We start from the raw sequence: 26885 nt of genomic DNA on the forward strand, positions 1-26885 counted from the left end.
TTGCCCCGATGACGGAGCATCAGTTGATGCAGTTGTAGCTGACCCACGCTATCGGGCAAGCCCCTCCCACATTTGACCGCGCCCGATCTTGAAGATGTGAAAAAGCCCGCCACCGATCACTCGGTGGTGGGCTTTTTTGTGGCCGCGAGGTTTAGATCGCGCCGCGCTGACGCAACAGCTCCAGCACTTGCTTGACGCTCTCTTCCAGCGACAGGGCCTGGGTGTCGATTACCAGATCGGCATTCAACGGCACGTCGTACGGGAAGGATTCACCCGGGATGTTATCCCCGCCGGCAGCGTACAGACCTTGCGGATCACGCTCGGCACACACCAGCGGCGACGCCTGCACATACACGGTCAGCAGACGATCGGCACCAATCAGCGCCTTGGCCTGCTCACGGCCTTCGGCATCCGGGGCGACGAACGCGGCCAGGGTCAGCAGGCCCGCTTCGTTGAACTGACGCGCGACGTGAGCGGCACGACGCCAGTTCTCGGTGCGGCCGGCACGGTCCTGGGCCAGGCCCTTGTTCAGGTCGTGTCGCAGGTTCTGGCCATCCAGTACGAACACCGCGCGGCCCATGTCGAACAGCTTGCGCTCGACCGCATAGGCCAAGGTGCTCTTGCCGGCACCCGACAAGCCGCTGAACAACACGGTGGCCGGCTGCTGACCGAAACGCTGGGCGCGCTCTTCGGTGGCGACATGGGCCAACTGACCGTGATGCGCCGCGCTGCCATGGGACACTGGCGACGCGATGATCATGCCGGCGGCCACGGTGCCATTGGTCAAACGATCGATGACGATAAACGCACCGGTGGTGCGGTTGCTGTCATAACCGTCCAGGGCGATGGCGGCGTCGAGGCTGACCTTGACCCGGCCGATCTCGTTCAACTGCAGCGAACTCGCCGGGCCTTCGGCCAGGGTATTCACGTCCACGCGATGCACGATGCTGGTGATGGAGCCCGGCACGTAGCTGGTGGCGCGCTTGATGTCGTATTTCTTGCCCGGCAGCATCGGTTCTTCGGCCATCCACACCAGCATGGCGTCAAAGGCGTCAGTCACTTGCGGCACGTTGTCGGCATGTACCAGCAGGTCGCCACGGGAGATATCGATCTCGTCTTCCATGGTCAGGGTCACGGCCTGGCCTGGGCCGGCGTGCTCCAGCTCACCGTCGAAGGTGACGATGGATTTGACGCGGCTACTCTTGCCCGACGGCAATACCACGACTTCGTCGCCCTTGTGCACGATGCCGCTGGCCAGGGTGCCGGCAAAACCACGGAAGTTCAGGTTCGGACGGTTGACGTACTGCACCGGGAAACGCAGGTCGGTGTAGTTGCGGTCGTTGGCGATCTCGACGGTTTCGAGGATCTCCATCAGCGACTGGCCGGTGTACCAGGGCGAACGCTCGCTCTTGTTCACCACGTTGTCGCCCTTGAGCGCCGACATCGGCACGAAGGCCAGGGTGCTCGGCTTGAACGCGATACCGTCGGCGAACTTCAGGTAATCGGCCTTGATCGACTCGAATACGCTTTGGTCAAAACCGTTGATGTCCATCTTGTTGACAGCCACCACGATGTGTTTGATGCCCAACAACGAAGCGATGAAGCTGTGGCGACGGGTCTGGGTCTGCACGCCGTAGCGGGCGTCGATCAGGATGATCGCCAGGTCACAGGTGGACGCACCGGTGGCCATGTTGCGGGTGTACTGCTCATGGCCGGGTGTGTCGGCGATGATGAATTTACGCTTGGCTGTGGAGAAGTAGCGGTAGGCAACATCGATGGTGATGCCCTGCTCCCGCTCGGCCTGCAGACCGTCGACCAGCAAGGCCAGGTCGATATCATCGCCCGTGGTGCCGGATTTTTTCGAATCACGGGTGATGGCTTCCAGGTGATCTTCGTAGATCATCTTGGAGTCGTGCAGCAGGCGCCCGATCAGGGTGCTCTTGCCGTCGTCGACGTTGCCGCAGGTCAGGAAGCGCAGCATTTCTTTGCGCTCGTGCTGGCCCAGGTAGGCGAGGATGTCCTCGCTGATCAAATCAGATTGATGCGACATGACAGCCCCTTAGAAATAACCTTGACGTTTTTTGTCTTCCATCGAGCCTGCACCATCGTGATCGATGACGCGGCCCTGGCGCTCGGAAGTTCGCGTCAGGAGCATTTCCTGAATGATGTCCGTCAGCGTCTCGGCTTCGGACTCCACCGCGCCGGTCAACGGGTAGCAGCCAAGGGTGCGGAAACGTACTTTCTTTTTGACGATACGGGCTTTGTCTTCGTCGGACAGGTGTTCGAGGATGCGGTCGTCGTCGATCATGATCAACGTGCCGTTTTTCTCGATCACATCGCGTTCGGCGGCGAAGTACAGTGGCACGATCGGGATGCCTTCCAGATAGATGTACTGCCAGATGTCCAGCTCGGTCCAGTTGGACAGCGGGAACACACGAATCGACTCGCCCTTGTTGACGTTGCCGTTGTAGACGTTCCACAGCTCGGGCCGCTGGTTTTTCGGGTCCCAGCGGTGCTTGCTGTCGCGGAACGAGTACACGCGCTCTTTGGCGCGGGACTTCTCTTCGTCACGACGGGCACCGCCGAACGCGGCGTCGAAACCATGTTTGTCCAAGGCCTGTTTGAGGCCTTCGGTTTTCATGATGTCGGTGTGCTTGGCGCTGCCGTGGGTGAACGGGTTGATGCCCTGCGCAATCCCATCCGGGTTGACGTGGGTGATCAGGTCCAGGCCCAGTTCCTCGACCATCTTGTCGCGGAACCGGTACATCTCCTGGAATTTCCAGCGGGTGTCGACGTGCATCACCGGGAATGGCAACTTGCCCGGGAAGAAGGCCTTGCGTGCCAGATGCAGCATCACGGCGGAGTCTTTACCGATCGAGTAGAGCATCACCGGGTTGTCGAACTCGGCGGCGACCTCGCGGATGATGTGGATGCTTTCCGCCTCCAGCTGTTTCAGATGCGTCAGTTTGTCGACCATGGTTACTCACGGAAAAACGATCTTATGGACGGCCAAGCGGGCCGTGTTCGAGCGGGGCATGCTAGCACAGCACCTGCTTCTATTCAGGGCGCCGGCTAGATCGAAACGGTATATGAATATGCCGCCAGGTTTGGGCTTTCTGAGGGAGGGGAGGTAGTTAGATCGGGTTGGGGCAGTCGATGAATAAATGCTCCAGGGCAAAGCGCCGCGCCAGGTAATCGCCCAGCGCCTGCACACCGTAGCGCTCGGTGGCGTGATGGCCGGCGGCGATAAAGCTGATGTCATTTTCGCGGGCACTGTGGAAGGTTTGCTCGGAGGCTTCGCCGCTGAGGAACAGGTCGACGCCGGCGGCAATCGCGTCGTCGATATAACCCTGGCCACCGCCGGTGCACCAGCCGACGCGGCGGATCATCTCGCTGCCTTCGATCAACAGCGGCTCACGCCCCATGACGTCCTGTACACGGCGGGCAAAATCGCGCGGCGACAGGGGCTCGGCGAGCGAGCCAACCAGGCCGACGATCTTGGGGTTGCCTGGGTCCAGCGGGCCTTCGACGGTGATATCCAATTGGCGGGCCAGTTGCACGTTATTGCCGACGTCGGGGTGCAGGTCCAGCGGCAGGTGGTAGGCCAGCAAACTGATGTCGTGCTTGAGCAACGTTTTCAGGCGGCGTTGCTTCATGCCGGTGATGCAGGGGTTTTCGCCTTTCCAGAAATAGCCATGGTGCACCAGGATCAGATCGGCCTCGGCTTCGACAGCGGCGTCCAGCAGGGCCTGGCTTGCGGTCACGCCGCTGACGATGCGCATCACCTGCGGACGACCTTCGACCTGCAGGCCATTGGGGCAGTAATCGGCAATTTTTGCGCTGGCGAGGTAGCGGTCCGCTTCCTCAACGAGGGTGGTCAGGGGGACGGCCATAAAAGACTCCTAAATATCCGGTTCCGAGGTGCTCGCAGCCTCGTATAATGCGCGACATTATGGGCGCTCTCCCGCCCCCTGCAACCTGTCAGGACTTACTTGATGCTCAAGGCACTGCGTTTTTTTGGATGGCCATTGTTGGCTGGCGTGCTGATCGCGATGCTGATTATTCAGCGTTTCCCACAGTGGGTGGGCTTACCAAGCCTTGATGTATACCTGCAACAGGCCCCGCAAACCAATACGGTGGTACAAGGCCCGGTGACCTACGCGGATGCGGTGGTCATCGCCGCGCCGGCCGTGGTCAACCTGTACACCACCAAAGTTATCAACAAACCGGCGCACCCGTTGTTTGAAGACCCGCAGTTCCGCCGCTATTTCGGCGACAACGGTCCCAAGCAGCGACGCATGGAGTCCAGCCTGGGTTCCGGCGTGATCATGAGCCCGGAAGGCTACATCCTCACCAACAACCACGTAACCACCGGCGCCGACCAGATCGTGGTGGCCCTGCGCGACGGCCGCGAAACCCTGGCCCGCGTGGTGGGCAGCGATCCGGAAACCGACCTGGCCGTGTTGAAAATCGACTTGAAGAATCTGCCATCCATTACTCTCGGCCGCTCCGATGGCTTGCGGGTAGGTGACGTAGCGCTGGCCATCGGCAACCCATTCGGAGTGGGCCAGACCGTCACCATGGGCATCATCAGCGCCACCGGGCGTAATCAGCTGGGGCTCAATAGCTACGAAGACTTCATCCAGACCGACGCCGCGATCAACCCCGGCAACTCCGGCGGCGCGCTGGTGGATGCCAATGGCAACCTGACCGGCATCAATACGGCGATTTTTTCCAAGTCCGGCGGCTCCCAGGGCATCGGTTTTGCGATCCCGGTGAAACTGGCGATGGAGGTGATGAAGTCGATCATCGAGCACGGCCAGGTGATTCGCGGCTGGCTGGGGATCGAAGTCCAACCGTTGACCAAGGAATTGGCCGAGTCGTTTGGCCTGACCGGGCGTCCTGGCATCGTGGTCGCCGGGATCTTCCGCGACGGTCCGGCGCAGAAAGCCGGTTTGCAACTGGGGGATGTGATCCTCAACATCAACGGCGAACCGGCCGGCGACGGACGCAAGTCAATGAACCAGGTGGCACGGATCAAGCCAAGCGACAAGGTGGCGATCCTGGTGATGCGCAACGGTAAGGAGATCAAATTGTCAGCGGAAATCGGCCTGCGTCCGCCGCCGGCACCGGTGAAAGAAGAGGAATAAGCCGCGGTTCCAGGTGCTCCTGTGCGGGCACCTGATATTTCAAGGCAATTCATTCTCATTGGACATGTTATATTGTTTCAATATCGACATTGGAACGCTCTATCATGCCGTCTCGAAGAATTGCCCCCTTGGCTGGCCTTGCCCTGGGTTTGCTGCTGGACCCCGCCTTCGCCGAAGAAAACACCCTGGAACTCGATACCATCAGCGTCACCTCCGACGCTTATGAGTCCGCGACAGGCCCGGTCAACGGCTACCGCGCCACTCGCTCGGCCAGCGCGACAAAAACCGACACGGCTCTGCGCGATATCCCACAATCCATCAGCGTGATTCCCGCCACGGTCCTCAAGGACCTGGGCAGCACCCATGTAGAGCGCGCCCTGGAATTTGCCGGCGGCGTGTCCAAGCAAAACAACTTCGGCGGCCTGACACTCTACGAATACAGCGTGCGTGGCTTCACCACCTCGGAATTCTACCAGGACGGTTTCAGCGCCAACCGGGGCTACCCGAGCACGCCGGATGTGGCCAATATCGAGCGCATCGAAGTGCTCAAAGGCCCCGCCGCCAGCTTGTATGGGCGTGGCGATCCGGGCGGCACGGTGAATATCGTCACCAAGAAGCCCCAGCCGCAAGCCTTCACCACCCTGCAAACCAGTGCCGGCAGTTGGGACCGCTATCGCACCGCCCTCGACGTCAACACACCGCTGGACGCCGAGGGCAATGTGCTGTCACGGGTCAACCTGGCCGTGGAAGACAACCACAGCTTCCGCGATCACGTGCAGAGCAAACGTGTGTTCGTCGCGCCCTCGTTCAGTTGGCAACTGGACCCGGACACTCACCTGCTGGTGGAAAGCGAATTCGTGCGCCATAGCTCCACCTTTGATCGTGGCATCGTCGACGCCCCCGGCGTATCACGCGCCACCTTCCTTGGCGAACCCAACGACGGCGACATCGACAACCACAACAACCGCATCCAGGCCACGCTGGAACATCACCTCAACGACGCCTGGAAACTGCGCCTGGCCAGCCACTACAAACAGGGCAGCCTGTGGGGCGACGCTTCGGAAAACCGTGCACTGAACGCAGACGACCACACCCTCAACCGCCGCTATCGCGAACGCTCCACGGGCTGGCATGACAGCATCACGCAACTGGAACTGCGCGGCCTGTTTGATATCGGCAGTTGGCAGCACGAACTGCTGGTGGGTACCGAATACGAGGATTACCGTAAGAAGGAACGCGTAACCGCGATCGCGGGCAGCTACCCCATTGACCTCTACAACCCAGTCTACGGCCAGCCCAAGCCCAACGGCGCACGCTCCGGCACCGACTTCTTTGAGCAGACCAAAAGCCACGCGCTGAACCTGCAGGACCAGATTGTCTTCACCGAGCGCCTGCGTGGCATGGTCGGCGTGCGCCTGGAGCATTTCGAACAAAGCACCGATGATTTCACCCGCAACCACGCCAAGAGCCGACAAACCCACGACGCCCTCACTCAGCGCGCCGGCTTGCTTTACCAGCTCACGCCCGAAATCGGCGTGTTCGCCAATGCTTCGACCTCGTTCAAGCCCAACAGTGGCCTGGACGCGACCGGCAACACCTTCAAGCCCGAAGAAGGCGTGGGTTATGAGGTGGGGATCAAGAGCGAGCTGTTCGACGACCGCCTCAGCACCACCCTCGCCGCGTTCCATATCGAAAAGGAAAACGTACTGGCCCTGGATCCGGCCACCAACACCAACCGTGCCATGGGCAAGGCGCGCAGCCAGGGCGTTGACCTGCAACTAACCGGGCAACTCACCGATGCAGTGCGTGTAATCGGCGCCTTCGCCTACATCGACGCCGAAGTGACCAAGGGTGACAAAACCATTCCAACGGGCAGCCGCATTCTCGGCGTGGCCAAGCGCAGCGGCAGTCTGTTGGGCGTGTATGAATTCCAGGATGGCGCGTTGCGCGGTTCAGACCTGGGCGCGGCGTTCACCTATGTGGGCGACCGCTCGGGCGAAGCAGGCGGCAGCTTTGAACTGCCGGCCTACCACACCGTGGACTTACTGGCTCATTACAAGGCCACCGAAAACGTGACCGTGGGCCTGAACCTCAACAACCTGTTTAATGAAAAATACTACGAGCGGTCCTACAGCAATTACTGGGTCAACCCCGGTGAACCGCGTAACTTCACGGTCAGCCTGACCCTCAATCTGTAACACAGATCAAAAATGTGGGAGGGGCGCCAAGCTCAATTACAGTGAAAGAGGCGCTCTTTCACACAGCGTATTGAGCGCCACCGCCCACTGCGGGTCATCATTCAAGCACGGCACCAGCACCAACTCCTCGCCCCCCGCTTCACGGAACTGCTCACGACCACGATCGCCGATTTCTTCCAGGGTCTCGATGCAGTCGGCAACAAACGCCGGGCACATTACCAGCAACTTTTTCACGCCTTGTCGGGCCAGTGCGTCCAGGCGCGCCTCGGTGTAGGGTTCGATCCACTTCGCACGGCCCAGGCGCGATTGGAAGGCCACCGACCATTTACCGTCCGGCAAGCCCAGACGCTTGGCAACGTCACGCGCAACGCTGAAGCATTGCGCCCGGTAGCATTTGGCAAGCACCTCGGCAGAGGCGTTCTTGCAGCAGTCGGCGTCCTTGAAACAATGCTGGCCGGTCGGGTCGAGCTTCGTCAGATGGCGCTCGGGCAAGCCGTGGAAACTCAGCAGCAAATGATCGTAATCCTGCTCGACGTACGACCGTGCGCTCGCCGCCAGGGCATCGAGGTATTCCGGCTGGTCGTAGAACGGCTGCAGGATCGAGAACTGCACAGGCAGTTTTTTCTCTTGCACCACGCGGCGCGCCTCTTCGATCACCGTGGTCACGGTGCTGTCGGCAAACTGCGGGTACAACGGCGCCAAAGTGACTTTCTCAATACCCTGTGCGGCCAGGCGGGTGAGCGTGGTTTCCAGCGACGGCTCGCCGTAACGCATCGCCAACTCCACGGGCCCCTGGGTCCATCGAGTGGTCATCTGCTGTTGCAAGCGGCGACTGAGCACCACCAGCGGCGAGCCCTCGTCCCACCAGATCGATGCATAGGCATGGGCCGACTGCTCGGGGCGCTTGATCAGAATCAGCGACACCAGCAGGCGCCGCACCGGCCATGGCAGGTCAATCACGTAGGGGTCCATCAAAAACTGATTCAGGTAGCTGCGTACATCGGCCACCGAAGTGGACGCCGGTGAACCCAGGTTGACCAGTAACAACGCGTGATCCGTCATGCAACATCCTATGGCTAAAGGCGGCCGGACAAGTCGTCCAAGGCCGCACGCAACTCAGTGAACTGGAAAGTGAAACCGGCAGCCAGCAAGCGCTCGGGCACCGCCTTCTGCCCGCCCAGCAATAAACCGGACAACTCCCCCAAGCCAACCTTCAGCGCAAACGCCGGCATGGGCATGAACGCGGGGCGGTGCAACACCTGGCCCAGGGTCTTGGCGAACTCGCGGTTACGCACCGGGTGTGGCGCGCAGGCATTATAAGGACCGCTGGCGTCATCCTTGTGCAGAAGAAAATCAATCAGGGCGATTTGATCCTTGATATGCACCCACGGCATCCACTGCCGACCCGTGCCGATCGGCCCGCCCAGCGCCAGTTTGAACGGCAGCAACAGCCGCGACAAAAAGCCGCCCTCGGCCGCCAGCACCAGGCCGTGCGCACCATCACCACACGCATCCCAAGGGCTTCGGCGCGCTGGGCGGTTTCTTCCCAGGCGATGCAGAGCTGGCTGGGGAAATCGTCCAGCACCGGGCCGCTGGCTTCGGTCAATTCACGCTCGCCGCCGTCGCCATACCAACCCACCGCAGAACCGGAGATCAACACCGCCGGTTTTTGCGCAAGGCCTTCCAGCCATGCCAACAGGGTTTCGGTGAGCCCGATACGGCTGCTCCACAACAACGCCTTGCGTTTGTGCGTCCAGGGGCGGTCGGCAATCGGCGCGCCGGCGAGGTTGACCACCGCATCCACCGTCCCGATCACTTCGCGCAACTCGCCGACGCCAAGTACCTGGGCACCGCAGAGCCTGGCGACTGTTTCGGGGCGGCGGCTCCAGACCGTCAGGCGATGGCCCTGGGCGAGCCAGTGTTGGCAGAGCTGGCGACCGATCAAGCCGGTACCGCCGGTCAGCAAAATATGCATGGGACACTCCTCATGTAACGTTCGCCGCCGATCACTGGTCTATTTTAATAAGCAGGGATCAATTTAATAATCGGGCGTAACGTTGGTTTTAGCCTTAGCTTTAACCATAGGTCACGCCACACGATCAGGTACGCCAAAACTTATACCAAAAAACGATATTGTACAGCTATTGGTGTCGGCGTAGTCTGTACCCAACGGTAAACGAGGCCTCCCATGACTGTCCCCATCGCGATCATCGGTACCGGCATCGCCGGTCTCTCCGCCGCCCGAGCGTTACAAGAAGCCGGGCACGTCGTACAACTCTTCGATAAAAGCCGCGGCAGTGGTGGCCGCATGTCCAGCAAACGCAGTGATGCCGGCGCACTGGACATGGGCGCGCAATATTTCACTGCCCGCGACCGGCGCTTCGTCAACGAGGTGCAACGCTGGCAAAGCAACGGCTGGGCCGAGCAATGGAAGCCCCAGCTGTACAATTTCAAATCCGGCCAACTCACCCCCTCTCCCGATGAGCAGATCCGCTGGGTCGGCACGCCGCGCATGAGCGCCATCACCCGCGCCCTGCTCGACGACCTGCCGGTCGAGTTCGGCTGCCGCATCACAGACGTATTCCAAGGCACGCAACATTGGAACCTGCTCGATGCCGACGGCGGGCATCACGGGCCCTTCAGCCATGTGGTCATTGCCACGCCGGCGCCGCAGGCCACCACGCTGCTGGCCGCCGCGCCGAAACTGGCGAGCGCCGCCGCCGGGGTGAAAATGGACCCCACCTGGGCCATCGCGCTGGCCTTCGACAAACCGCTGGACACGCCCATGGAGGGCTGCTTCGTGCAAGACAGCCCGCTCGACTGGCTGGCGCGCAACCGCAGCAAGCCCGGGCGCGACACTGCTCTGGACACATGGGTACTGCACGCCACCAGCACCTGGAGCAAGGCGCACCTGGACCTGTCCAAGGAGGCCGTGATCGAACACCTGCACGGCGCCTTCGCCGAGCTGCTGCACAGCGCCATGCCCGCGCCGTCGTTCAGCCTGGCGCACCGCTGGCTCTATGCGCGACCGGCCAACGCCCATGAGTTTGGCGTACTCGCCGACGCCGACCTGGGCCTGTATGTGTGCGGCGACTGGTGCCTGTCCGGGCGAGTCGAAGGCGCGTGGCTCAGCGGCCAGGAAGCGGCGCGACGCTTGATCGAGCACCTGCAATGAATCGCATCAACCCGGCCAAGCTGCTGCTGTCGAAATGGACAGCCACGTCACCGCAAAACAAAGAAAAACACTTTCTCGTCACGGAACTGTTTCGTGACGAGGAAAACACCGTAGTGGAAATCGAACTGCAGGCCGTCATGACCCTGCGCAGTGAGCGCATGACGTGGCAAACCCTGCAAAACCCCGACTGCTGGAAAATGGGCTGGAAATAGTCTGGCCGCAAATACCTGTACAAATAATTTGACTTGTACAGCATCAAACCTATGATGCAATTAGTTGTACAGCCACTTCAATCTGTACAGGAATTTTTGCAGAGGTTTGCCCATGTCCAGCGCCGCAAAACCCAAGATCGGTATCAGCGCCTGCCTGCTGGGTGAGAACGTGCGGTTCAATGGCGGGCACAAACAATCGCTGTTGTGCAGCCAGACGCTCGCCGAGTATTTCGACTTCGTGCCACTGTGTCCCGAAGTCGCCATCGGCCTGGGCATCCCTCGCGAAACCATCCGCCTGGTGGGCGACCCCGCCCAACCGCAGGCGGTCGGCACAGTGCACCGTGAACTCAACGTCACCCAGCCGCTGGATGAATACGGCCAACAGATGGCACTTGAGCACACCGACCTGTGCGGTTACATCTTCATGCAGAAGTCGCCGTCGTGCGGCCTGGAGCGGGTCAAGGTCTACCGCGAAAACGGCGCCCCTGTGGATGGCGGTGGGCGCGGCATCTACGCCCAGGCGTTTTGCGCGCGTCACCCCAACCTGCCGGTGGAAGAAGACGGTCGTCTGAATGACCCCGTGCTGCGGGAAAACTTCCTGGCCCGCGTATTTGTGTATGCCGCCTGGCAGCAATTGTTGGCAGATGGGCTCAGCCGTCAGCGCCTGCTGGCCTTTCATTCCCGCTACAAGTACCTGCTGATGGCCCACAGCCCGGCGCACTATAAGAGCCTCGGCCACGTGTTGGGCAGCATGGATAAAACCACCGACCTTGATGCGCTGGCCTCCGGCTACTTCAGCGACTTGATGACCGGCCTTAAAAAGTGCGCCACACGCGGCACTCACACCAACGTGCTGCAACACATAAGCGGCTACCTCAAGCAAGCCATCAGCGCCGACGACAAGCAGGAAATGCAAACCGTCATCGACCAGTACCGCCACGGTATCGTGCCGCTGGTGGTGCCGCTGACGCTGCTCAAGCATCACTTTCGCCAACACCCGGACCGCTACATCGCGCAGCAGGCGTACCTGCAGCCGCACCCGGAAAACCTCAGCCTGCGCAATGCGATCTAGACCATGAAGCCTGCCCCGCAAGACGAACCCGGCGAAGACATCGCCCAAGCCCTCCAGGATGGCTGGCTGCCGATCCGTGAAGTGGCGCGCCAGACCGGCGTCAACGCCGTGACCCTGCGCGCATGGGAACGCCGCTATGGCCTGGTCGTGCCGCAGCGCACGCCCAAGGGCCATCGGCTGTTCAGCGCCGAACATGTGCAACGTATCCATGCCATCCTCACTTGGCTCAACCGTGGCGTGCCGGTCAGCCAGGTCAGGGCCTTGATCGACTCGGCCCAGGCCAGCCCCGACGCCGTCGAAAATGAATGGCATGCCCTGCGCCAGACCTTGGTCACCGCCATCAGCGAACTGGCCGAGCGCCGGGTCGACGACGCCTTCAACCAGGCCATGGCGCTGTATCCGCCGCGCACCCTCTGCGAGCAACTGCTGCTGCCGCTGATCAATGAGCTTGAACAGCGTTGGCAAGGCCAGTTCGGTGCGCAAATGGAACGGGTGTTTTTCCTGTCCTGGCTGCGCAGCAAGTTCGGTGCGCGCATTTACCACAACAATCGCCAATTGCAGGGCACGCCGTTGCTGCTGGTCAACCAGTCCGACCTGCCCCTGGAGCCGCACCTGTGGCTCAGCGCCTGGCTGGCCAGCAGCGCCGATTGCCCGGTGGAAGTCTTCGACTGGCCATTGCCCGCCGGCGAACTCGCCCTGGCGGTGGAGCACCTGCAACCGCGCGCGGTGCTGCTGTATTCGAGCAAGGCCCTGAACCTGCCGGCGCTGAACAAACTGCTGGGCGGCATCGACTGCCCAACCGTGCTGGTCGGCCCCGCGGTGTGCATCCACCAGACCGAGTTGGGCGTGTTAACCCATGACATCCCGCAATTGTTCGTCGCCGAAGATGCGTTGGCGGCCCACCAGCAACTGATCCAGCGTGGACTCCTGTAATGCATCTGATCTGGCTGCGCACCGACCTGCGCCTTCACGACAACACCGCCCTGGCCGCCGCAAGCCAGCGCGGCGCGGTGGCGGCCGTGTACCTGATCACGCCCGAGCAGTGGCGGGCCCATGACGATGCGCCGTGCAAAGTGGATTTCTGGCTGCGCAACCTGCAACGACTGAGCCTGACCCTCGGCGAGTTGAACATTCCCCTGCTGATCCGCAGCGCTGCAACCTGGCAGCAGGCGCCCGCCGTACTCAGCGAACTGTGCCGGGAACTGTCGGTGAAGTCGGTGCACGTCAACGAGGAATACGGCATCCACGAAAGCCGTCGCGATGCGGCGGTGGCCCAGCAATTGGAAGCCTGCGGCGTGACTTTCCACCGCTACCTGGACCAACTGTTTTTCCAGCCGGGCAGCGTGCTGACCAAGACCGGCACCTATTTCCAGGTATTCAGCCAGTTCCGCAAGGTCTGTTATTCGCGCCTGCACAGCGCCTTGCCGCGCATCGTGGCCACGCCCAAGGCCCAGCAAAAGCTGGCCTTCAACAGTGACCCTGTACCGCAAACCGTCGACGGCTTCGAACCACCGAGCGACAGCCTGCGCGCGCTGTGGCCCGCAGGTGAAGACGAAGCCCGGCGGCGCCTGGACGCGTTTGCCGACCAGCAGATCAGCTACTACAAAGACGAACGCGACTTCCCCGCCAAGCCCGGCACCAGCCAGCTGTCGGCGTACCTCGCCGCCGGCGTGGTTTCGCCGCGCCAGTGCCTGCATGCCGCGCTGCAAAGCAACCAGGGTGAGTTCGAAAGCGGCGATATCGGCGCTATCACCTGGATCAACGAACTGCTCTGGCGCGAGTTCTACAAACACATTCTGGTGGGCTACCCACGGGTGTCGCGCCACCGTGCGTTCCGCCCCGAAACCGAGGCCGTGGCCTGGCGCCATGCGCCCAAGGACCTGGCGGCCTGGCAAGAAGCGCGCACCGGTCTGCCGATCATCGATGCCGCAATGCGCCAATTGCTGGAAACCGGCTGGATGCACAACCGCCTGCGCATGGTGGTGGCGATGTTCCTCACCAAGAACCTGCTGATCGACTGGCGCGAAGGCGAGCGCTTTTTCATGCGCCACCTGATCGACGGCGATCTGGCGGCCAACAACGGTGGCTGGCAGTGGAGTTCGTCCACCGGCACCGATTCGGCGCCGTACTTCCGGATTTTCAGCCCCTTGAGCCAATCGGAAAAATTCGACAGCGACGGCGTGTTCATCAGGCACTGGCTACCGGAGCTGGCCGCGTTGAATAAAAAGGACGTCCACAACCCCGAAGCGGTCGGCGGGCTGTTTGGCGTGGCGGATTACCCACGCGCCATCGTCGACTTGAAAAAATCCCGCGAGCGCGCGTTGGCCGCCTTCCGCAGCCTGCCTTCACGCCAGGAGGTGGCCGAACATGAGTGATTTCCTGCAGCGCTTCGCGCACACCTTCGCCACGCTGGACAAGCACAACCTGCACCTGCTCGACAGCCTCTACAGCAAGGACATCGCTTTCACCGACCCGCTGCACGCGTTACACGGCCTGAACGCGCTGCACGGTTATTTCGAATCGTTGTACAGCAACGTCACACAGCTACGTTTCGATTTTCATGGCTTCGATCAGGTTGCCGAAGGCGAAGGCTACCTGCGCTGGAAAATGAGTTTTTGCCACCCACGCCTGGCCAACGGCCAAGTCATCCGGGTGGAGGGCTGCTCGCACCTGATGTGGCGCGACAACAAGGTGTTCCACCATCGCGACTACTTCGATGCGGGCGCCCTGCTCTACGAACATTTGCCGGTATTGGGCCGGGTCGTCCGTTGGCTGAAAAGGAGAATGGGATGAACACAACGTCGCCCCGCCGTTATTGGCTGACCGGCGCCAGCAGTGGCATCGGTGCCGCGCTGGCCGTGGAATTGCTCGACAGCGGTGCCCATGTGGCGCTGAGCTCGCGGTCGCGGGAGCCGCTGGAAGCCCTCGCTCAACGCTACCCCGGCCAAGTGCTGGTGGTGGCCGGCGACCTGACCAACAGCCAGACCGTGCGTGAAATCGGCGAGCAGATCCAGAGCGCCTGGAGCGCGCTGGACACGGTGATCCTGAATGCCGGCACCTGCGAATACGTGGATGCGCGGCAATTCGACTCCTCGATCATCGAGCATGTGGTGCGCACCAACCTGCTGGCCAGCAGTTATTGCATCGAAGCGGCGCTGCCGTTGTTACGCGCAGGGCTTACCCCGCATCTGGTGGGGGTCGCCAGCGCGGTGACCTACCTGCCGATGCCCCGCGCTGAAGCTTATGGCGCGTCCAAAGCCGGCCTGCGCTACCTGTTCGAATCCCTGCGCATCAGCTTGTCACCGGAGAACATCGACGTCACCGTGATCAGCCCAGGCTTTGTCGACACCCCGCTGACCGAACGCAATGATTTCCCGATGCCCCTGAGCTGGCCGGCCGAAAAAGCCGCTCGGCACATCTTCGCCAAACTGGAGAAACGTCCGCTGGAAATCGCCTTCCCCGCGATGTTCATCGCCACCCTGTGGCCGCTGTCGAAACTGCCCAACCGCGCCCAACTGATCATCGGCAAACGCATGCTGCGCAGCCCGCCGCCGAAGAAGGACGACCTGTGAAGATCGCCATCATCGGCAGCGGCATTGCCGGGCTGACCAGCGCCTATCTGCTTGATCGCCAGCACGACATCACGCTGTTTGAAGCGGGTGACCGCATCGGCGGGCATACCCATACGGTCAATGTCACGGTGGAAGGCAAAAGCTACGCGGTGGACACCGGTTTTATCGTATTCAACGACTGGACTACCCCAACTTTATCCGCCTGCTGGGGCAGATTGGCGTGCGATTCAAACCTACCGAGATGAGCTTTTCGGTGTGCGACGAAAGCACGCGCTTCGAGTACAACGGCAATAACCTCAACAGCCTGTTCGCCCAGCGGCGCAATATTCTGTCGCCAGGGTTCTGGGGCATGTTGCGCGACATACTGCGTTTTAACCGCGAGGCGCCAAGGGACTTGCAGGAGCAACGCATCAACGCCGAGATGACTCTGGGCGACTACCTCGCCGCCGGCGGTTACGGCGAGCGGTTTGTGCGGCATTACATCGTGCCGATGGGCGCGGCGATCTGGTCGATGTCCCTGGCGGACATGCTGGGTTTCCCGTTGCAGTTTTTTGTGCGTTTTTTCAAGAACCACGGTTTGCTGTCGGTGAACAATCGCCCGCAATGGTGCGTGATCGAAGGAGGTTCCTCCCGCTATATCGAGCCGCTGACACGCAGCTTTCGCCAGCACATCCGCCTCAATTGTCCCGTACATCGGGTGGAGCGCAACGCCGACGGCGCGATTATCCACAGCGCCACCGGCACCGAGGCCTTCGACAAGGTGGTGTTCGCCTGCCATAGCGACCAGGCACTGGCGTTGCTCGTCGACCCGAGCCAGGCCGAACAGGAAATCCTCGGTGCCCTGCCCTACGCCGACAACGACGTGGTGCTGCACACCGACACCCGCCTGTTGCCCGACCGCAAACTGGCCTGGGCCAGCTGGAATTACCGACTGGGCAGCCATACGCAGACCCAGGCGGCCGTGACCTACGACATGAACATCCTGCAAGGCATCGACAGCGCCACCACGTTTTGCGTCAGCCTCAACCAGACGGCGATGATCAACCCGCTGAAAGTCCTGGCGCGCTATACCTACGCCCACCCGCAATACAGCCTGGCGGCGGTGGCCGCGCAAAACCGTTGGGAAGAATTGGCCGGCGCACAACACACCTTTTATTGCGGCGCGTATTGGGCCAACGGTTTCCATGAAGACGGCGTGGTCAGCGCCTTGCGCGTGGCCCAGGCATTTGGGGAAGCCCTGTGAACAGCGCCTTGTACAGCGGCTGGATCGCCCATCGTCGGTTTGCGCCCAGGGCTCACGCCTTTCGCTACCGAATCGGCCTGCTGTACCTGGATTTGAGCGAAGAAGACGCCGTGCTTGGGCTGTCCCCCCTGGCCGGACGCAGCCTGTTCGCACCTTTCGGCTTTCGCCAGCAGGATTACCTGCGTGAATTGACGCGCCATGGCATGAGTTTGAGCGATGCCGTGCGCCAGGAAGTCGGCAAGGCCCTGGGCCATACGCCCCAGGGCGTTATCTGCCTGCTGACCCAGGCCCGCAGTTGGGGCCTGGCTTTTAATCCGGTGAGTTTCTTCTACTGCTTCGAGGCCGATGGGCAACTGGCCGCGATCCTGTGTGAAGTGACCAACACCCCCTGGCGCGAGCGCTACCACTACGTGCTGCCGGCCCAAGCCCTGGGCACCGACGAGCACCAGCACTTCGCCGTGGCCAAGGCCTTTCATGTGTCGCCGTTTTTACCCCGCGACCTGGAATACCGCATGAGTTTCAGCCCGCCCGCTGCGCGACTTGGCGTGCACATGGCCGACTGGCAGGGCGAACTGAAAGTCTTCGACGCCACCCTGAGCCTGCAAAAAGAAGCATTGAATCGCGCCAGCCTGCATCGCTATCTGCGGCATTTTCCGTGGATGACCGCCAAGACCTGCCTGGCGATCTACTGGCAGGCCCTGCGTCTGCTGCTCAAGCGCACACCGATTTTTTCCCACCGGGCCGCCGATGGCGCCTCTCGCACAGCCGTCGGTTACACCAAGGATCGCCGCCATGAAATCCCCTAGCTTATCGGTCAAGGCCAACCGCCTGAACGTCAACAGTATGACCACCGCGCTGCTGCGCAAGGGCGTGCTGCGTCAACTCAGCCAATTGCGCCACGGGCAGTTGGTGGTGATCGAGGACGGCGAACGGCAAGTTTTCGGCGCACGGGAAGCGCAGTTGCTGGGAGAAATCCAGATCGTCGATTCGGCAGTCTGGGGGCTGGTGGCGGCCAACGGCTCCATCGGCGCCGGCGAGGCGTTTATCCATGGGTACTGGAGCAGCCCGGACCTGACCGCCGTGGTCCGCGTGATGGTCAGCAACCTCGACGTACTCGACGCGATGGAGGGTGGCCTGGCGCGCCTGGCTCGGCCACTCACCCAAGGGCTGCACTGGCTGAACCGCAACACGCGCAAGGGCTCGCAAAAAAACATCGCCGCCCATTACGACCTGGGTAACGATCTGTTCGAAGAGTTCCTCGACCCGACGATGATGTATTCGGCCGCGCAATTCTTAAACGCCGACGACACCCTGGAACAAGCGCAACTGAACAAGCTGGAGCGCATCTGCCAGAAGCTCGCCCTCAAACCCACCGACCATCTGCTGGAAATCGGCACCGGCTGGGGCAGCATGGCGCTGTATGCGGCGCAGCATTACGGCTGCAAGGTCACCACCACGACCCTGTCCAGGGAGCAATTCGCCTACACCGAGCGGCGCATCCAAGCCTTGGGCTTGCAGGGCCAGGTCACGCTGTTGCTGCAGGACTATCGCGATCTGACCGGCCAGTACGACAAGTTGGTGTCCATCGAGATGATCGAAGCGGTGGGCCATCGCTTTCTGCCGACCTACTTCAAGCAATGCGCGCATCTGCTCAAGAACGATGGCCTGATGCTGCTGCAGGCCATCACCATCCGTGAGCAACGCTTCGAACAGGCCAAAAACAACGTCGACTTCATCCAGCGCTATATCTTCCCCGGCGGCGCCCTGCCCAGTGTGCAGAATATGTTGCACATCGTCAGCCGCGACACCGACATGAACCTGCTGCACATGGAAGACTTCGGCCTGCACTACGCACGCACCCTGCGTCTGTGGCACGAGAACTTTCGCCGCGCCCACGGCCGCCTCGCCCAATTGGGCTACGACGAATACTTCCTGCGCTTGTGGGAGTTCTACCTGTGCTACTGCGAAGGCGGCTTCATGGAGCGCACCATTGGCACCGCGCAGTTATTGCTGGCCAAGCCCTCGGCGATCACCCCGCCGCTGCTGGGGCGTTTCAGTGCTTAAAACCCTGGCCAATGCCGCGCTGTTCCAGTGCGGCTGGTTTGCCTGTGTACTCGGCGGTGACAGCCCATGGCTGCTGGTCGGAGTGGGCGTGCTGATCATCCACCTGCTGTGGATAAGTTCGGCCGCCGAGGACGGTGTATTGATCATCGGCGTCACGCTGGCAGGCACGCTGTTGGATACGCTGCTGCGCAGCCTGGGCGTCTTCCACTTCAGCGAACCGGGGCCGTTGATTCCTTTCTGGTTGATGTTGCTGTGGGCGTTGCTGGCGACCACGCTGCACCATTGTCTGGCCTGGAGCGCCAGGCCCTGGTGGCGCGCGGCGTTGTTGGGCGCTGTCGGCGGGCCATTGTCCTATTACGCCGGGAGCCAGTTGGCTGGCGTACAGTTCGGCTACGGGCTGGGGCCGACGATGGCCTTGCTGGCCGTGCTGTGGGCCGGGGTGTTTACGCTGCTGACCGCGGCAGCGACAAGTAAAAGATGAAAGCGGTCGGCTTCTCCTTGCAGCTTGCCGCTTAAAGCTTGAAGCTGGCGCCCATGACCACCATACCCCACACCCAAATCACCGAACCCGCCGTCACCTGCTCAACGTGCGCGGCCTGCTGCTGCCAGCTGGAAGTGATGCTGATCACCGACACCGGCGTGCCGGAGCGCTATATCGACACGGATGATTGGGGCGGCGAAGTGATGCTGCGCCTGGACGACGGCTGGTGCGCGGCGCTGGATCGAGACACGATGATGTGCACGATTTATGAACGGCGACCGCTGATTTGCCGGGAATTCGAGATGGGGGCGCCGGAATGCCTGGACGAGCGCCAGGGGATTGCGACGGCGTATCGCTGATCAAAATGTGAGAGGGGCGGTGCGACGATTCGACTTGCTCCCGAGAATCGTCGTACCGCTCTCCCACACCGTTTTTCAGCGTGCCTGGGAATTACAGCGGCATGGTGTAGTGCAGCGAGTAGCTCTCTACCCCATCGTTGTTGCTGCTGATCCCGGCGTTGGAGTAATGCGTGGCGCGAATGCCCACTTCATGTCCCCCAGTAAACCGCAGGCCGAAACCCAAGCGGTCTTCGAACTGGAAGGCCTGGCCGATGTTGTTGTCTTCCAGTTTGGTGCGGGAGAACACCGCCACCCCGATCCCGGCCTCGATGTAGGGTTTGACCGACTGGCCGGCAAACTCATACACAAAGACCGGCGAGAAGGACAGGCTGCTGGCGCCGGCGCGCTCGTCGCCCTCCCAGTAGGTGTAGGCGCCGCTCCAATAGCCGGTCAAACGGCCCACGTCGCTCTGCCACCAGCTTTTATCCCAGTCTGAAGTCAAGCCAAGCCGGTACGTCATGGTGGAGTCGCTGGTGCTTCCCACGCCAAATTCCAGGCCGGCAGCCTGGGCCGAAACCGAGTGTCCCACCACGACGCCGCAAACGCGGCCAAACAGAACAAGCGCTTCATAAGAAACAGTCCTTTGAAAACGGAAAAGGTGTGATTTTTTACAGGCAATCTCGCTATAGAAGCTGACTCACAACCAGAAGTTCAGCGAATTTTCACGAAATTTTCACGAGCCAAAGCTTCGCACAACTCCGGGATGTTTCCATAGTGTCGGTAGGATATTTCTGAGATGACACACATCACCGCTGGTCCAGAACTGCGCAGGCGCTGGATTTCCGACGGCCAACAGGTCGCGCTCACCCAGCAAACGCTTGAGTTGGCGGGCCACGGCGGCGCCGGTGTCGATGAGAGTGATGCTGGGGGGCAGCATTTGCGCCAGGAGGGGCTTGAGGAAGGGATAGTGGGTGCAACCGAGGATGATGGTGTCGCAGCCGGCGCTGAGCAGCGGGTCGATGTAACCCTGTAACAGCGTGCGCAAGGCAGGGCTGGTGAGGTCGCCGGTTTCAATCAATTCAACCAGGCCGGGGCACGGCTGGGTGATCACCCGCACATCGGTGGCGAAACGGTCGAGCAAGGCCGCGAACTTGGCGCTTTGCAGGGTGCCGGTGGTGGCCAGCACTCCAACGACGCCACTGCGGGTGGCGGCGGCGGCGGGTTTGACGGCGGGTTCCATTCCAACCAGCGGCCAGTCGGGGAAATCCTGGCGCAGGTCGCAACCGCCGCGACGGTCGCCGTGTTGCAGGCGATCACAAATGCCTTGGCGCCTTTTTCGCGGAAAAACTCGGCAACCCGCCGGGAGCGTTCAAGAATAAAGGCTGGGGTTTTCTCGCCGTAGGGAATATGCCCGCCATCGGCGACATACAACAGCGATTCGTGAGGCAATAGCCGCTGGATTTCATCGAGCACCGACACGCCGCCGACACCGGAATCGAACACACCGATCGGCGCGTCCTTAACCATGTGGCGTCCCGCAGACACTGCAGCCGGGGTCACGTTTGACGCGTAATTCGCGAAACCGCGTGGTCAAGGCATCGATCAGCAGCAGGCGGCCCACCAGCGGTTCGCCGAAACCGGCCAGCAACTTCAAGGCCTCCAGCGCCTGCAGGCTACCCACCAGGCCCACCAACGGACCGACCACGCCGGCTTCGCTGCAGGTGAGTTCGGTGTCGCTGCCATGCCCATATAAACAGTGGTAGCACGGGCTATCGGCGCGGCGCGGGTCGAACACCGACAATTGCCCCTCAAGGCGAATCGCCGCGCCGCTGATCAACGGCTTGGCACCTGCGACACAGGCGGCGTTGACCGCTTCGCGGGTGGCGAAGTTGTCGCTGCAATCGAGCACCACGTCCACCGCCGCCACGGCCGCCGCCAGGGAGTCAGCGTCCAGTGCACGGCGATGAGGAATCAGGCTGATATCAGGGTTGATCGCCGTCAGGCGGCGCACGGCCGAATCGACCTTGGTCTGCCCGACACTGTCGGTGTCATGGATGATCTGGCGTTGCAGGTTGGTCAGGTCGACGGTATCGAAGTCAGCCAAATGCAGCTCGCCCACGCCGGCGGCCGCCAGATACAGCGCCACCGGCGCGCCGAGGCCACCCAGGCCGACGATCAGCGCGCGGGCATTTTTCAGGCGCAACTGGCCGTCGATGTCGACATACTGCAACAGAATCTGGCGGCTGTAGCGCAACAGCTCCTGATCGGTCAGCACGGCCGGCGTCCCAGAGTGATGCGTTCGTGACCGCCCAGGTCGATGCGGCTGTGAACGTCCTCAAAGCCTTGGGTCAGCAGCAGGTCACGCACGGCCTCAGCCTGGTCATAACCGTGTTCGAGCAGCAACCAACCGCCGGCATTCAAGTGCGCCGGGGCCTCGTTGATGATCAAGCGCAGATCGTCCAGACCATCATGGCCTGCCACCAGCGCACTGGCCGGCTCGAAACGCACATCGCCCGCCACCAGATGCGGGTCGTTCTCGGCGATATACGGCGGGTTGCTGATGATCAGGTCGTAGCGATGACCTTGCAGGGCGCTGAACCAATGGCTGTTCAGCACCGTGGCGTTATGCAGGTGCAGGCGCTGGCGATTGCGTTCGGCCAGGGCCACGGCTTCGAGCACGCGATCGACGGCGGTAACGTGCCAGGCCGGGCGCTCGCTGGCCAGGGCCAGGGCGATGGCGCCGCTGCCGGTGCCCAGGTCGAGGACCCGAGTCGGCGTGGCCGGCAACAACTCCAGCGCGGCCTCCACCAGCAATTCGGTGTCCGGGCGCGGGATCAGCGTGTGCGGCGCGACCTCCAGGTCGAGTTTCCAGAAGCCTTGCTGACCGAGAATGTAAGCCACCGGTTCACCGACGCGACGGCGTTGCAGGTAGCCGGCAAAGGTCAGCGCGTCTTCACTGCTGACGATTTTCTCGGGCCAGGTGTGCAGATAGCTGCGCGACTTGCCCAGGGCAGCGGCCAGCAACAGTTCGGCATCCAGGCGCGCGCTGGGCGAGTCCGGCAGGTCAGCGGCGCGCAACAGGCTGGCAATGATGGTCATTTATTCACCTATCGCCGCCAGCTGATCGGCCTGGTATTCGGCGAGCAACGGCTCGATGACCGCATCCACACCGCCGGCGAGAATTTCGTCGAGGGAGTACAGGGTCAGGTTGACCCGGTGGTCGGTGACCCGGCCCTGGGCGAAGTTGTAGGTACGAATACGCTCGGAACGGTCGCCCGAGCCGACCAGCAATTTACGCTCGCTGGCAATCGCATTGGCGGCGGCGCTGGTCTGCTGGTCGTTGAGCTTGGCCGACAACCAGGACATGGCCCGCGCACGGTTCTTGTGCTGGGAACGCTCTTCCTGGCATTCCACCACGATGCCCGATGGCAAGTGGGTGATGCGGATCGCCGAGTCGGTCTTGTTGACGTGCTGACCACCGGCGCCCGACGAGCGGTAGGTGTCGACACGCAAGTCCGCCGGGTTGATCTCGATAGCTTCCTGCTCGTCCGGCTCGGGCAACACCGCCACGGTGCACGCCGAGGTGTGGATACGCCCTTGGGATTCGGTCGCCGGTACTCGCTGTACGCGGTGGGCGCCGGATTCGAACTTCAGCTTGCCGTAGACGTTCTCGCCTTCGACCCGCGCGATGACTTCTTTATAGCCGCCATGCTCGCCTTCGTTCTCCGACAGGATCTCCACCCGCCAGCCACGCCGCTCGGCATAGCGCGAATACATGCGGAACAGATCGCCGGAAAAAATCGCCGCCTCGTCGCCACCGGTACCGGCGCGGATTTCGAGGAACACGTTGCGCCCGTCGTTGGGGTCTTTGGGCAAGAGCATACGTTGCAGGTCGCTTTCCAGCGCTATCAGCTTGTCCTTGGCTTCGCGGACTTCCTCCACGGCCATTTCGCGCATGTCCGGGTCGCTGTCCTTGAGCAGCGCCTGGGCGCCTTCAAGGTCGGCGTGGGTTTTCAGCCATTGCCCGTAGGTGGTCACGATAGGCTCAACTTCCGCGTACTCCTTGGAATAGGTGCGGAACTTGGCCTGATCGGAGATGACTTCGCCGTCGCCGAGCAAGGCGGTCAGTTCTTCGAAACGGTCCTGGAGCACGTCCAGTTTATTGAGCAGTGACGCTTTCATTGCGATTTTTTATCCGAAGAGCTTTCTGACGCGCCCTCACCGAGGGCAAAGAGTTCCTGGGCCATGGCCAGCGCATCGAGGCGGCCTTCGGCGGTAAGCTTTTTTAATTGTACGCTGGGCGCGTGGAGCAGCTTGTTGGTGAGGCCCCGGGCCAGTTGCATCAGCACTTCTTCGGCGCTGCTGCCGTTGGCCAGCAAGCGCTGGGCCTTGATCAGCTCCTCGTCACGCAGGCGTTCGCCCTGTTGACGATACGCCTTGAGCACGTCCACCGCCGCCAGTTCACGCAAGCGCACCATGAAGTCTTCGGCGCCGGTACTGACCATCTCCTCGGCGGCCTGGGCTGCGCCCTGGCGGCTCTTGAGGTTTTCGGCGACCACTTCGTGCAAATCATCGACGCTATAGAGGTAAACGTCGTCCAACTCGCCGACTTCGGGCTCGATATCCCGCGGAACGGCGATATCCACCATAAAGATCGGTTTGTGTTTGCGCAGCTTCAACGCGCTTTCCACCGCGCCCTTGCCAAGGATAGGCAACTGGCTGGCGGTGGAGCTGATCACGATATCGCTGCGCACCAGTTCAGCCGGAATATCTGCCAGCAGCACGGCGTGGGCGCCAAACTGTTCGGCCAGGATGCTCGCGCGCTCCAGGGTGCGGTTGGCGACCACGATGCGCTTGACCCCCAAATCATGCAGATGGCGGGCAACCAGGGTGATGGTTTCGCCGGCGCCGATCAGCAAGGCCTGGCTGCGCTGCAAGTCGCTGAAAATCTGTTTGGCCAGGCTCACCGCGGCAAACGCCACGGACACCGGGTTTTCACCAATGGCAGTGTCGGTGCGCACCTGCTTGGCCGAATTGAACGTGGCCTGGAACAGGCGCCCCAACAGCGGGCCGACGGTCCCGGCCTCGCGCGCTACGGCGTAGGCGGATTTCATCTGGCCAAGGATCTGCGGCTCGCCAAGTACCAGCGAATCGAGACCGGCGGCCACACGCATCATGTGACGAACTGCCGCATCGTCTTCGTGCACGTAAGCGCTCGCGCGCAGGTCATCGAGGCTCAAATGGTGGTAATCGGCCAGCCAACGCAGCACGACATCCGGCGAAAGATGTTCCTGCTCTATATAAAGCTCACTGCGATTGCAGGTTGAAAGGATCGCAGCTTCGCGGCTGTCGGTGAGCCGGCAGAGCTGCTGCAAGGCCTCAACCAACTGCTCTGGCGTAAACGCCACGCGCTCGCGCACGTCTACGGAGGCAGTCTTGTGGTTAATACCGAGTGCGAGGAAGGCCATTCAATATCGCTGATGATGTCGGGAAGCCGACAATTGTCCTACTTCGATAGATTCAGAACAACCACCGTCGTCTATTGTCCCTATACCTTGTGCCTATGAAAGGTATCCACTGAGTCTCGGTTATGTTTGGCCGAAGGCTTGTGTCATGATGATCCGACCGCAGGTTAGTCGTCCTCTTCCTATATGAATAGATCTTCCGCGTTGCTCCTTGCTTTTGTCTTTCTCAGCGGCTGCCAGGCCATGGCCCCCGTGTCGCCGGACGGTACGCCGCCGGTAGAAGACAGCACCCCCGCCCCTGAAAAGCCCAAGGTTTACTCCTCGTTTACTGAAGAAACGGTGTTCAGCCTGCTGAGTGCGGAACTGGCTGGCCAGCGCAATCGCTTCGATATTGCGCTGGACAACTACGTGACCCAGGCCATCAACACCCAGGACCCGGGGATTTCCGAGCGGGCGTTTCGCATCGCCGAATACCTGGGCGCCGATCAGGCCGCGCTGGACACCTCGCTGATCTGGGCGAAGAACGCGCCGGACGATCTGGAAGCGCAGCGCGCGGCGGCCATTCAACTGGCGCGGGCCGGGCGTTACGACGACTCCATGGTTTATATGGAGAAGGTCCTGCAGGGCAAGGGCGACACGCATTTCGACTTCCTCGCGCTGTCGGCCGCCGACACCGACCAAGACACCCGCAACGGGCTGATGAAGAGTTTCGACCGCCTGCTGCAAAAGCATCCGAAGAACAGCCAGCTGATTTTCGGCAAGGCACTGCTGCTGCAGCAGGATGACGAAGCCGAAGCAGCCTTGAAGCTGCTGGAGCAAAACCCTCCGGACGAAGGCGAGATCGCACCGATCCTGCTGCGCGCGCGCCTGCTGCAGAACCTCAATCGCGGCAAGGAAGCCATTCCGCTGCTGGAAAAAAGCATCAAGAAGTACCCGGACGACAAGCGCCTGCGCCTGACTTATGCGCGCATGCTGGTCGAACAGGACCGCATGGAGGACGCCAAAGTGCAGTTCGCCAATCTGGTCCAGCAGTACCCGGACGACGACGAACTGCGTTACTCCCTGGCGCTGGTGTGCCTGGAAGCCAAGGCCTGGGACGAGGCCAAGGGTTACCTGCAAGAGCTGATCGAACGCGAAAGCCATGTGGACTCGGCGCACCTGAACCTCGGCCGTATCGCCGAAGAGCGCAACGACCCGCAGGCCGCGCTGCTCGAATACGCTCAGGTCGGCCCCGGCAACGACTATCTGCCGGCCCAATTGCGCCAGGCCGATATCCTGATGAGCAACGGCCGCACCGACGAGGCCGAAAAACGCCTGGCCGCGGCCCGCGACGCCGAGCCGGATTACGCAATCCAGTTGTACCTGATCCAGGCCGAAACCCTGTCGGCCAACAATCAGGGCGAGCGCGCCTGGAAACTGCTGCAGCAAGCCTTGCTGCAATTCCCCGACGATTTGAACCTGCTGTACACCCGCGCCATGCAGGCGGAAAAACGCAATGACCTGGCGCAGATGGAAAAAGACCTGCGCCTGATCATCAAGCGCGACCCGGACAACGCCATGGCGCTCAATGCCTTGGGCTACACCCTGTCCGACCGCACCACGCGCTACGACGAAGCCAAGGTGCTGATCGAACAGGCGCACAAGCTCAACCCCGAAGACCCGGCCGTGCTCGACAGCCTGGGCTGGGTGAATTACCGCCTGGGTAACCTGGATGAAGCGGAACGCTTGCTGCGCCAGGCGCTGGAGCGTTTCCCCGACCAGGAAGTCGCCGCTCACCTGGGCGAAGTGCTGTGGGCCAATGGCAAGCAGCGCGAAGCACGCCAAATCTGGGAGAAGTTCCTCAAGGAACAACCCGAAAGCCCCATCCTGCGCGGCACCATCAAGCGCCTGACCGGTTCCGAGACTCTTTAAGCTT

General features: G+C 61.7%; 22 protein-coding genes and 4 pseudogenes. 15 read left to right on the plus strand and 11 right to left on the minus strand.

Annotated elements, in window-relative coordinates:
• Positions 1-151 precede the first annotated feature (151 nt).
• The 3 genes from cysN to JWR98_RS17240 form a co-directional block, all read right to left on the minus strand.
• Positions 152-2050, minus strand: a complete 1899-nt coding sequence (cysN, locus tag JWR98_RS17230; protein ID WP_078731494.1) for a sulfate adenylyltransferase subunit CysN — start codon at positions 2048-2050, stop codon at positions 152-154.
• 9 nt (positions 2051-2059) lie between these two features.
• Positions 2060-2977 carry a sulfate adenylyltransferase subunit CysD gene (gene cysD, locus JWR98_RS17235; protein ID WP_078731493.1) on the minus strand — a complete coding sequence of 306 codons (918 nt, stop codon included), beginning with the start codon at positions 2975-2977 and terminating at the stop codon, positions 2060-2062.
• 157 nt (positions 2978-3134) lie between these two features.
• On the minus strand, positions 3135-3893 hold the full coding sequence (locus JWR98_RS17240) for a Nif3-like dinuclear metal center hexameric protein (protein WP_003171638.1): 759 nt from the start codon (positions 3891-3893) through the stop codon (positions 3135-3137).
• A 102-nt stretch (positions 3894-3995) separates the two neighbouring features.
• Between JWR98_RS17240 and algW the strand changes: the two genes are divergently transcribed.
• Together algW and JWR98_RS17250 are read left to right on the plus strand one after the other, a co-directional pair.
• Entirely contained in the window at positions 3996-5150 is a 1155-nt protein-coding gene (gene algW, locus JWR98_RS17245) for a Do family serine endopeptidase AlgW (RefSeq protein ID WP_078731491.1), read from the plus strand.
• A gap of 104 nt (positions 5151-5254) precedes the next feature.
• The gene (locus JWR98_RS17250) at positions 5255-7348 is read left to right on the plus strand and encodes a TonB-dependent siderophore receptor (RefSeq protein WP_205490636.1); all 2094 of its coding nucleotides are present in this window, start codon (positions 5255-5257) and stop codon (positions 7346-7348) included.
• A 36-nt stretch (positions 7349-7384) separates the two neighbouring features.
• On the opposite strand, the gene hemH is transcribed toward JWR98_RS17250, so the two are convergent.
• Positions 7385-8410 (minus strand): ferrochelatase, encoded by a 1026-nt coding sequence (gene hemH / locus JWR98_RS17255; protein ID WP_078731489.1) that lies wholly within the window; start codon positions 8408-8410, stop codon positions 7385-7387.
• 14 nt (positions 8411-8424) lie between these two features.
• A pseudogene (locus JWR98_RS17260) lies at positions 8425-9323 on the minus strand (TIGR01777 family oxidoreductase).
• 213 nt (positions 9324-9536) lie between these two features.
• On the opposite strand from JWR98_RS17260, the gene JWR98_RS17265 reads away from it, so the two are divergent.
• The 12 genes and pseudogenes from JWR98_RS17265 (at position 9537) to JWR98_RS17320 (ending at position 19526) form a co-directional block, all read left to right on the plus strand.
• Positions 9537-10523, plus strand: coding sequence for an NAD(P)/FAD-dependent oxidoreductase (locus tag JWR98_RS17265; protein WP_078731487.1), 987 nt, complete (start codon positions 9537-9539; stop codon positions 10521-10523).
• On the plus strand, positions 10520-10735 hold the full coding sequence (locus JWR98_RS17270) for a TIGR02450 family Trp-rich protein (protein WP_078731486.1): 216 nt from the start codon (positions 10520-10522) through the stop codon (positions 10733-10735). Before JWR98_RS17265 ends, JWR98_RS17270 begins: the two co-directional genes overlap by 4 nt.
• A gap of 112 nt (positions 10736-10847) precedes the next feature.
• Positions 10848-11807, plus strand: a complete 960-nt coding sequence (locus JWR98_RS17275) for a YbgA family protein (protein ID WP_078731485.1) — start codon at positions 10848-10850, stop codon at positions 11805-11807.
• Between the two features lie 3 nt (positions 11808-11810).
• Positions 11811-12740 (plus strand): MerR family transcriptional regulator, encoded by a 930-nt coding sequence (locus tag JWR98_RS17280; protein WP_078731484.1) that lies wholly within the window; start codon positions 11811-11813, stop codon positions 12738-12740.
• Complete coding sequence (gene phrB / locus JWR98_RS17285) at positions 12740-14182, plus strand: deoxyribodipyrimidine photo-lyase (protein WP_205490639.1); 1443 nt, start codon at positions 12740-12742, stop codon at positions 14180-14182. The genes JWR98_RS17280 and phrB overlap by 1 nt, the downstream gene beginning before the upstream one ends.
• Positions 14175-14600, plus strand: coding sequence for a nuclear transport factor 2 family protein (locus JWR98_RS17290; RefSeq protein ID WP_078731482.1), 426 nt, complete (start codon positions 14175-14177; stop codon positions 14598-14600). The genes phrB and JWR98_RS17290 overlap by 8 nt, the downstream gene beginning before the upstream one ends.
• Positions 14597-15379, plus strand: coding sequence for an SDR family NAD(P)-dependent oxidoreductase (locus JWR98_RS17295; RefSeq protein ID WP_205490641.1), 783 nt, complete (start codon positions 14597-14599; stop codon positions 15377-15379). The genes JWR98_RS17290 and JWR98_RS17295 overlap by 4 nt, the downstream gene beginning before the upstream one ends.
• Positions 15376-16622 (plus strand): annotated as a pseudogene (locus JWR98_RS30000) (NAD(P)/FAD-dependent oxidoreductase). The gene JWR98_RS17295 and the pseudogene JWR98_RS30000 overlap by 4 nt, the downstream one beginning before the upstream one ends.
• Positions 16619-17428: a DUF1365 family protein gene (locus tag JWR98_RS17305; RefSeq protein WP_205490645.1), complete on the plus strand. Its 810-nt coding sequence runs from the start codon at positions 16619-16621 to the stop codon at positions 17426-17428. Before JWR98_RS30000 ends, JWR98_RS17305 begins: the two are co-directional and overlap by 4 nt.
• Positions 17415-18686, plus strand: coding sequence for an SAM-dependent methyltransferase (locus JWR98_RS17310; RefSeq protein ID WP_078731478.1), 1272 nt, complete (start codon positions 17415-17417; stop codon positions 18684-18686). Before JWR98_RS17305 ends, JWR98_RS17310 begins: the two co-directional genes overlap by 14 nt.
• On the plus strand, positions 18679-19167 hold the full coding sequence (locus tag JWR98_RS17315; protein WP_078731477.1) for a DUF2878 domain-containing protein: 489 nt from the start codon (positions 18679-18681) through the stop codon (positions 19165-19167). Before JWR98_RS17310 ends, JWR98_RS17315 begins: the two co-directional genes overlap by 8 nt.
• Before the next feature lie 53 nt (positions 19168-19220).
• Complete coding sequence (locus JWR98_RS17320; RefSeq protein WP_078731476.1) at positions 19221-19526, plus strand: YkgJ family cysteine cluster protein; 306 nt, start codon at positions 19221-19223, stop codon at positions 19524-19526.
• 91 nt (positions 19527-19617) lie between these two features.
• Here JWR98_RS17320 and JWR98_RS17325 read toward each other — a convergent pair.
• The 6 genes and pseudogenes from JWR98_RS17325 to hemA form a co-directional block, all read right to left on the minus strand.
• Positions 19618-20135 (minus strand): annotated as a pseudogene (locus JWR98_RS17325) (acyloxyacyl hydrolase).
• A gap of 103 nt (positions 20136-20238) precedes the next feature.
• Positions 20239-21032 (minus strand): annotated as a pseudogene (gene murI / locus JWR98_RS17330) (glutamate racemase).
• Positions 21025-21780 carry a molybdopterin-synthase adenylyltransferase MoeB gene (locus JWR98_RS17335; RefSeq protein ID WP_078731474.1) on the minus strand — a complete coding sequence of 252 codons (756 nt, stop codon included), beginning with the start codon at positions 21778-21780 and terminating at the stop codon, positions 21025-21027. The pseudogene murI and the gene JWR98_RS17335 overlap by 8 nt, the downstream one beginning before the upstream one ends.
• Positions 21774-22604: a peptide chain release factor N(5)-glutamine methyltransferase gene (prmC, locus tag JWR98_RS17340; protein ID WP_078731472.1), complete on the minus strand. Its 831-nt coding sequence runs from the start codon at positions 22602-22604 to the stop codon at positions 21774-21776. Before prmC ends, JWR98_RS17335 begins: the two co-directional genes overlap by 7 nt.
• Positions 22605-23687, minus strand: a complete 1083-nt coding sequence (gene prfA, locus JWR98_RS17345; RefSeq protein ID WP_078731470.1) for a peptide chain release factor 1 — start codon at positions 23685-23687, stop codon at positions 22605-22607.
• Positions 23684-24973, minus strand: coding sequence for a glutamyl-tRNA reductase (gene hemA / locus JWR98_RS17350; RefSeq protein WP_078731469.1), 1290 nt, complete (start codon positions 24971-24973; stop codon positions 23684-23686). The genes prfA and hemA overlap by 4 nt, the downstream gene beginning before the upstream one ends.
• A gap of 183 nt (positions 24974-25156) precedes the next feature.
• Here hemA and JWR98_RS17355 point away from each other — a divergent pair, with 183 nt between their 5' ends.
• Positions 25157-26881, plus strand: coding sequence for a tetratricopeptide repeat protein (locus JWR98_RS17355; RefSeq protein ID WP_078731468.1), 1725 nt, complete (start codon positions 25157-25159; stop codon positions 26879-26881).
• Positions 26882-26885: the final 4 nt, after the last annotated feature.

Source organism: Pseudomonas lactucae (genome assembly GCF_016937615.1).
GTDB classification, from domain to species: Bacteria; Pseudomonadota; Gammaproteobacteria; order Pseudomonadales; family Pseudomonadaceae; genus Aquipseudomonas; species Aquipseudomonas lactucae.

Coding starts and splice junctions, on each gene's coding strand:
- hemA (WP_078731469.1), bottom strand. CDS start 24,973: ATGGCCTTCCTCGCACTCGGTATTAACCACAAGACTGCCTCCGTAGAC.
- JWR98_RS17320 (WP_078731476.1), top strand. CDS start 19,221: ATGACCACCATACCCCACACCCAAATCACCGAACCCGCCGTCACCTGC.
- JWR98_RS17265 (WP_078731487.1), top strand. CDS start 9,537: ATGACTGTCCCCATCGCGATCATCGGTACCGGCATCGCCGGTCTCTCC.
- prfA (WP_078731470.1), bottom strand. CDS start 23,687: ATGAAAGCGTCACTGCTCAATAAACTGGACGTGCTCCAGGACCGTTTC.
- cysD (WP_078731493.1), bottom strand. CDS start 2,977: ATGGTCGACAAACTGACGCATCTGAAACAGCTGGAGGCGGAAAGCATC.
- JWR98_RS17240 (WP_003171638.1), bottom strand. CDS start 3,893: ATGGCCGTCCCCCTGACCACCCTCGTTGAGGAAGCGGACCGCTACCTC.
- JWR98_RS17280 (WP_078731484.1), top strand. CDS start 11,811: ATGAAGCCTGCCCCGCAAGACGAACCCGGCGAAGACATCGCCCAAGCC.
- JWR98_RS17250 (WP_205490636.1), top strand. CDS start 5,255: ATGCCGTCTCGAAGAATTGCCCCCTTGGCTGGCCTTGCCCTGGGTTTG.
- JWR98_RS17355 (WP_078731468.1), top strand. CDS start 25,157: ATGAATAGATCTTCCGCGTTGCTCCTTGCTTTTGTCTTTCTCAGCGGC.
- JWR98_RS17290 (WP_078731482.1), top strand. CDS start 14,175: ATGAGTGATTTCCTGCAGCGCTTCGCGCACACCTTCGCCACGCTGGAC.
- prmC (WP_078731472.1), bottom strand. CDS start 22,604: ATGACCATCATTGCCAGCCTGTTGCGCGCCGCTGACCTGCCGGACTCG.
- JWR98_RS17275 (WP_078731485.1), top strand. CDS start 10,848: ATGTCCAGCGCCGCAAAACCCAAGATCGGTATCAGCGCCTGCCTGCTG.
- algW (WP_078731491.1), top strand. CDS start 3,996: ATGCTCAAGGCACTGCGTTTTTTTGGATGGCCATTGTTGGCTGGCGTG.
- hemH (WP_078731489.1), bottom strand. CDS start 8,410: ATGACGGATCACGCGTTGTTACTGGTCAACCTGGGTTCACCGGCGTCC.
- JWR98_RS17310 (WP_078731478.1), top strand. CDS start 17,415: ATGAAATCCCCTAGCTTATCGGTCAAGGCCAACCGCCTGAACGTCAAC.
- JWR98_RS17295 (WP_205490641.1), top strand. CDS start 14,597: ATGAACACAACGTCGCCCCGCCGTTATTGGCTGACCGGCGCCAGCAGT.
- phrB (WP_205490639.1), top strand. CDS start 12,740: ATGCATCTGATCTGGCTGCGCACCGACCTGCGCCTTCACGACAACACC.
- JWR98_RS17270 (WP_078731486.1), top strand. CDS start 10,520: ATGAATCGCATCAACCCGGCCAAGCTGCTGCTGTCGAAATGGACAGCC.
- cysN (WP_078731494.1), bottom strand. CDS start 2,050: ATGTCGCATCAATCTGATTTGATCAGCGAGGACATCCTCGCCTACCTG.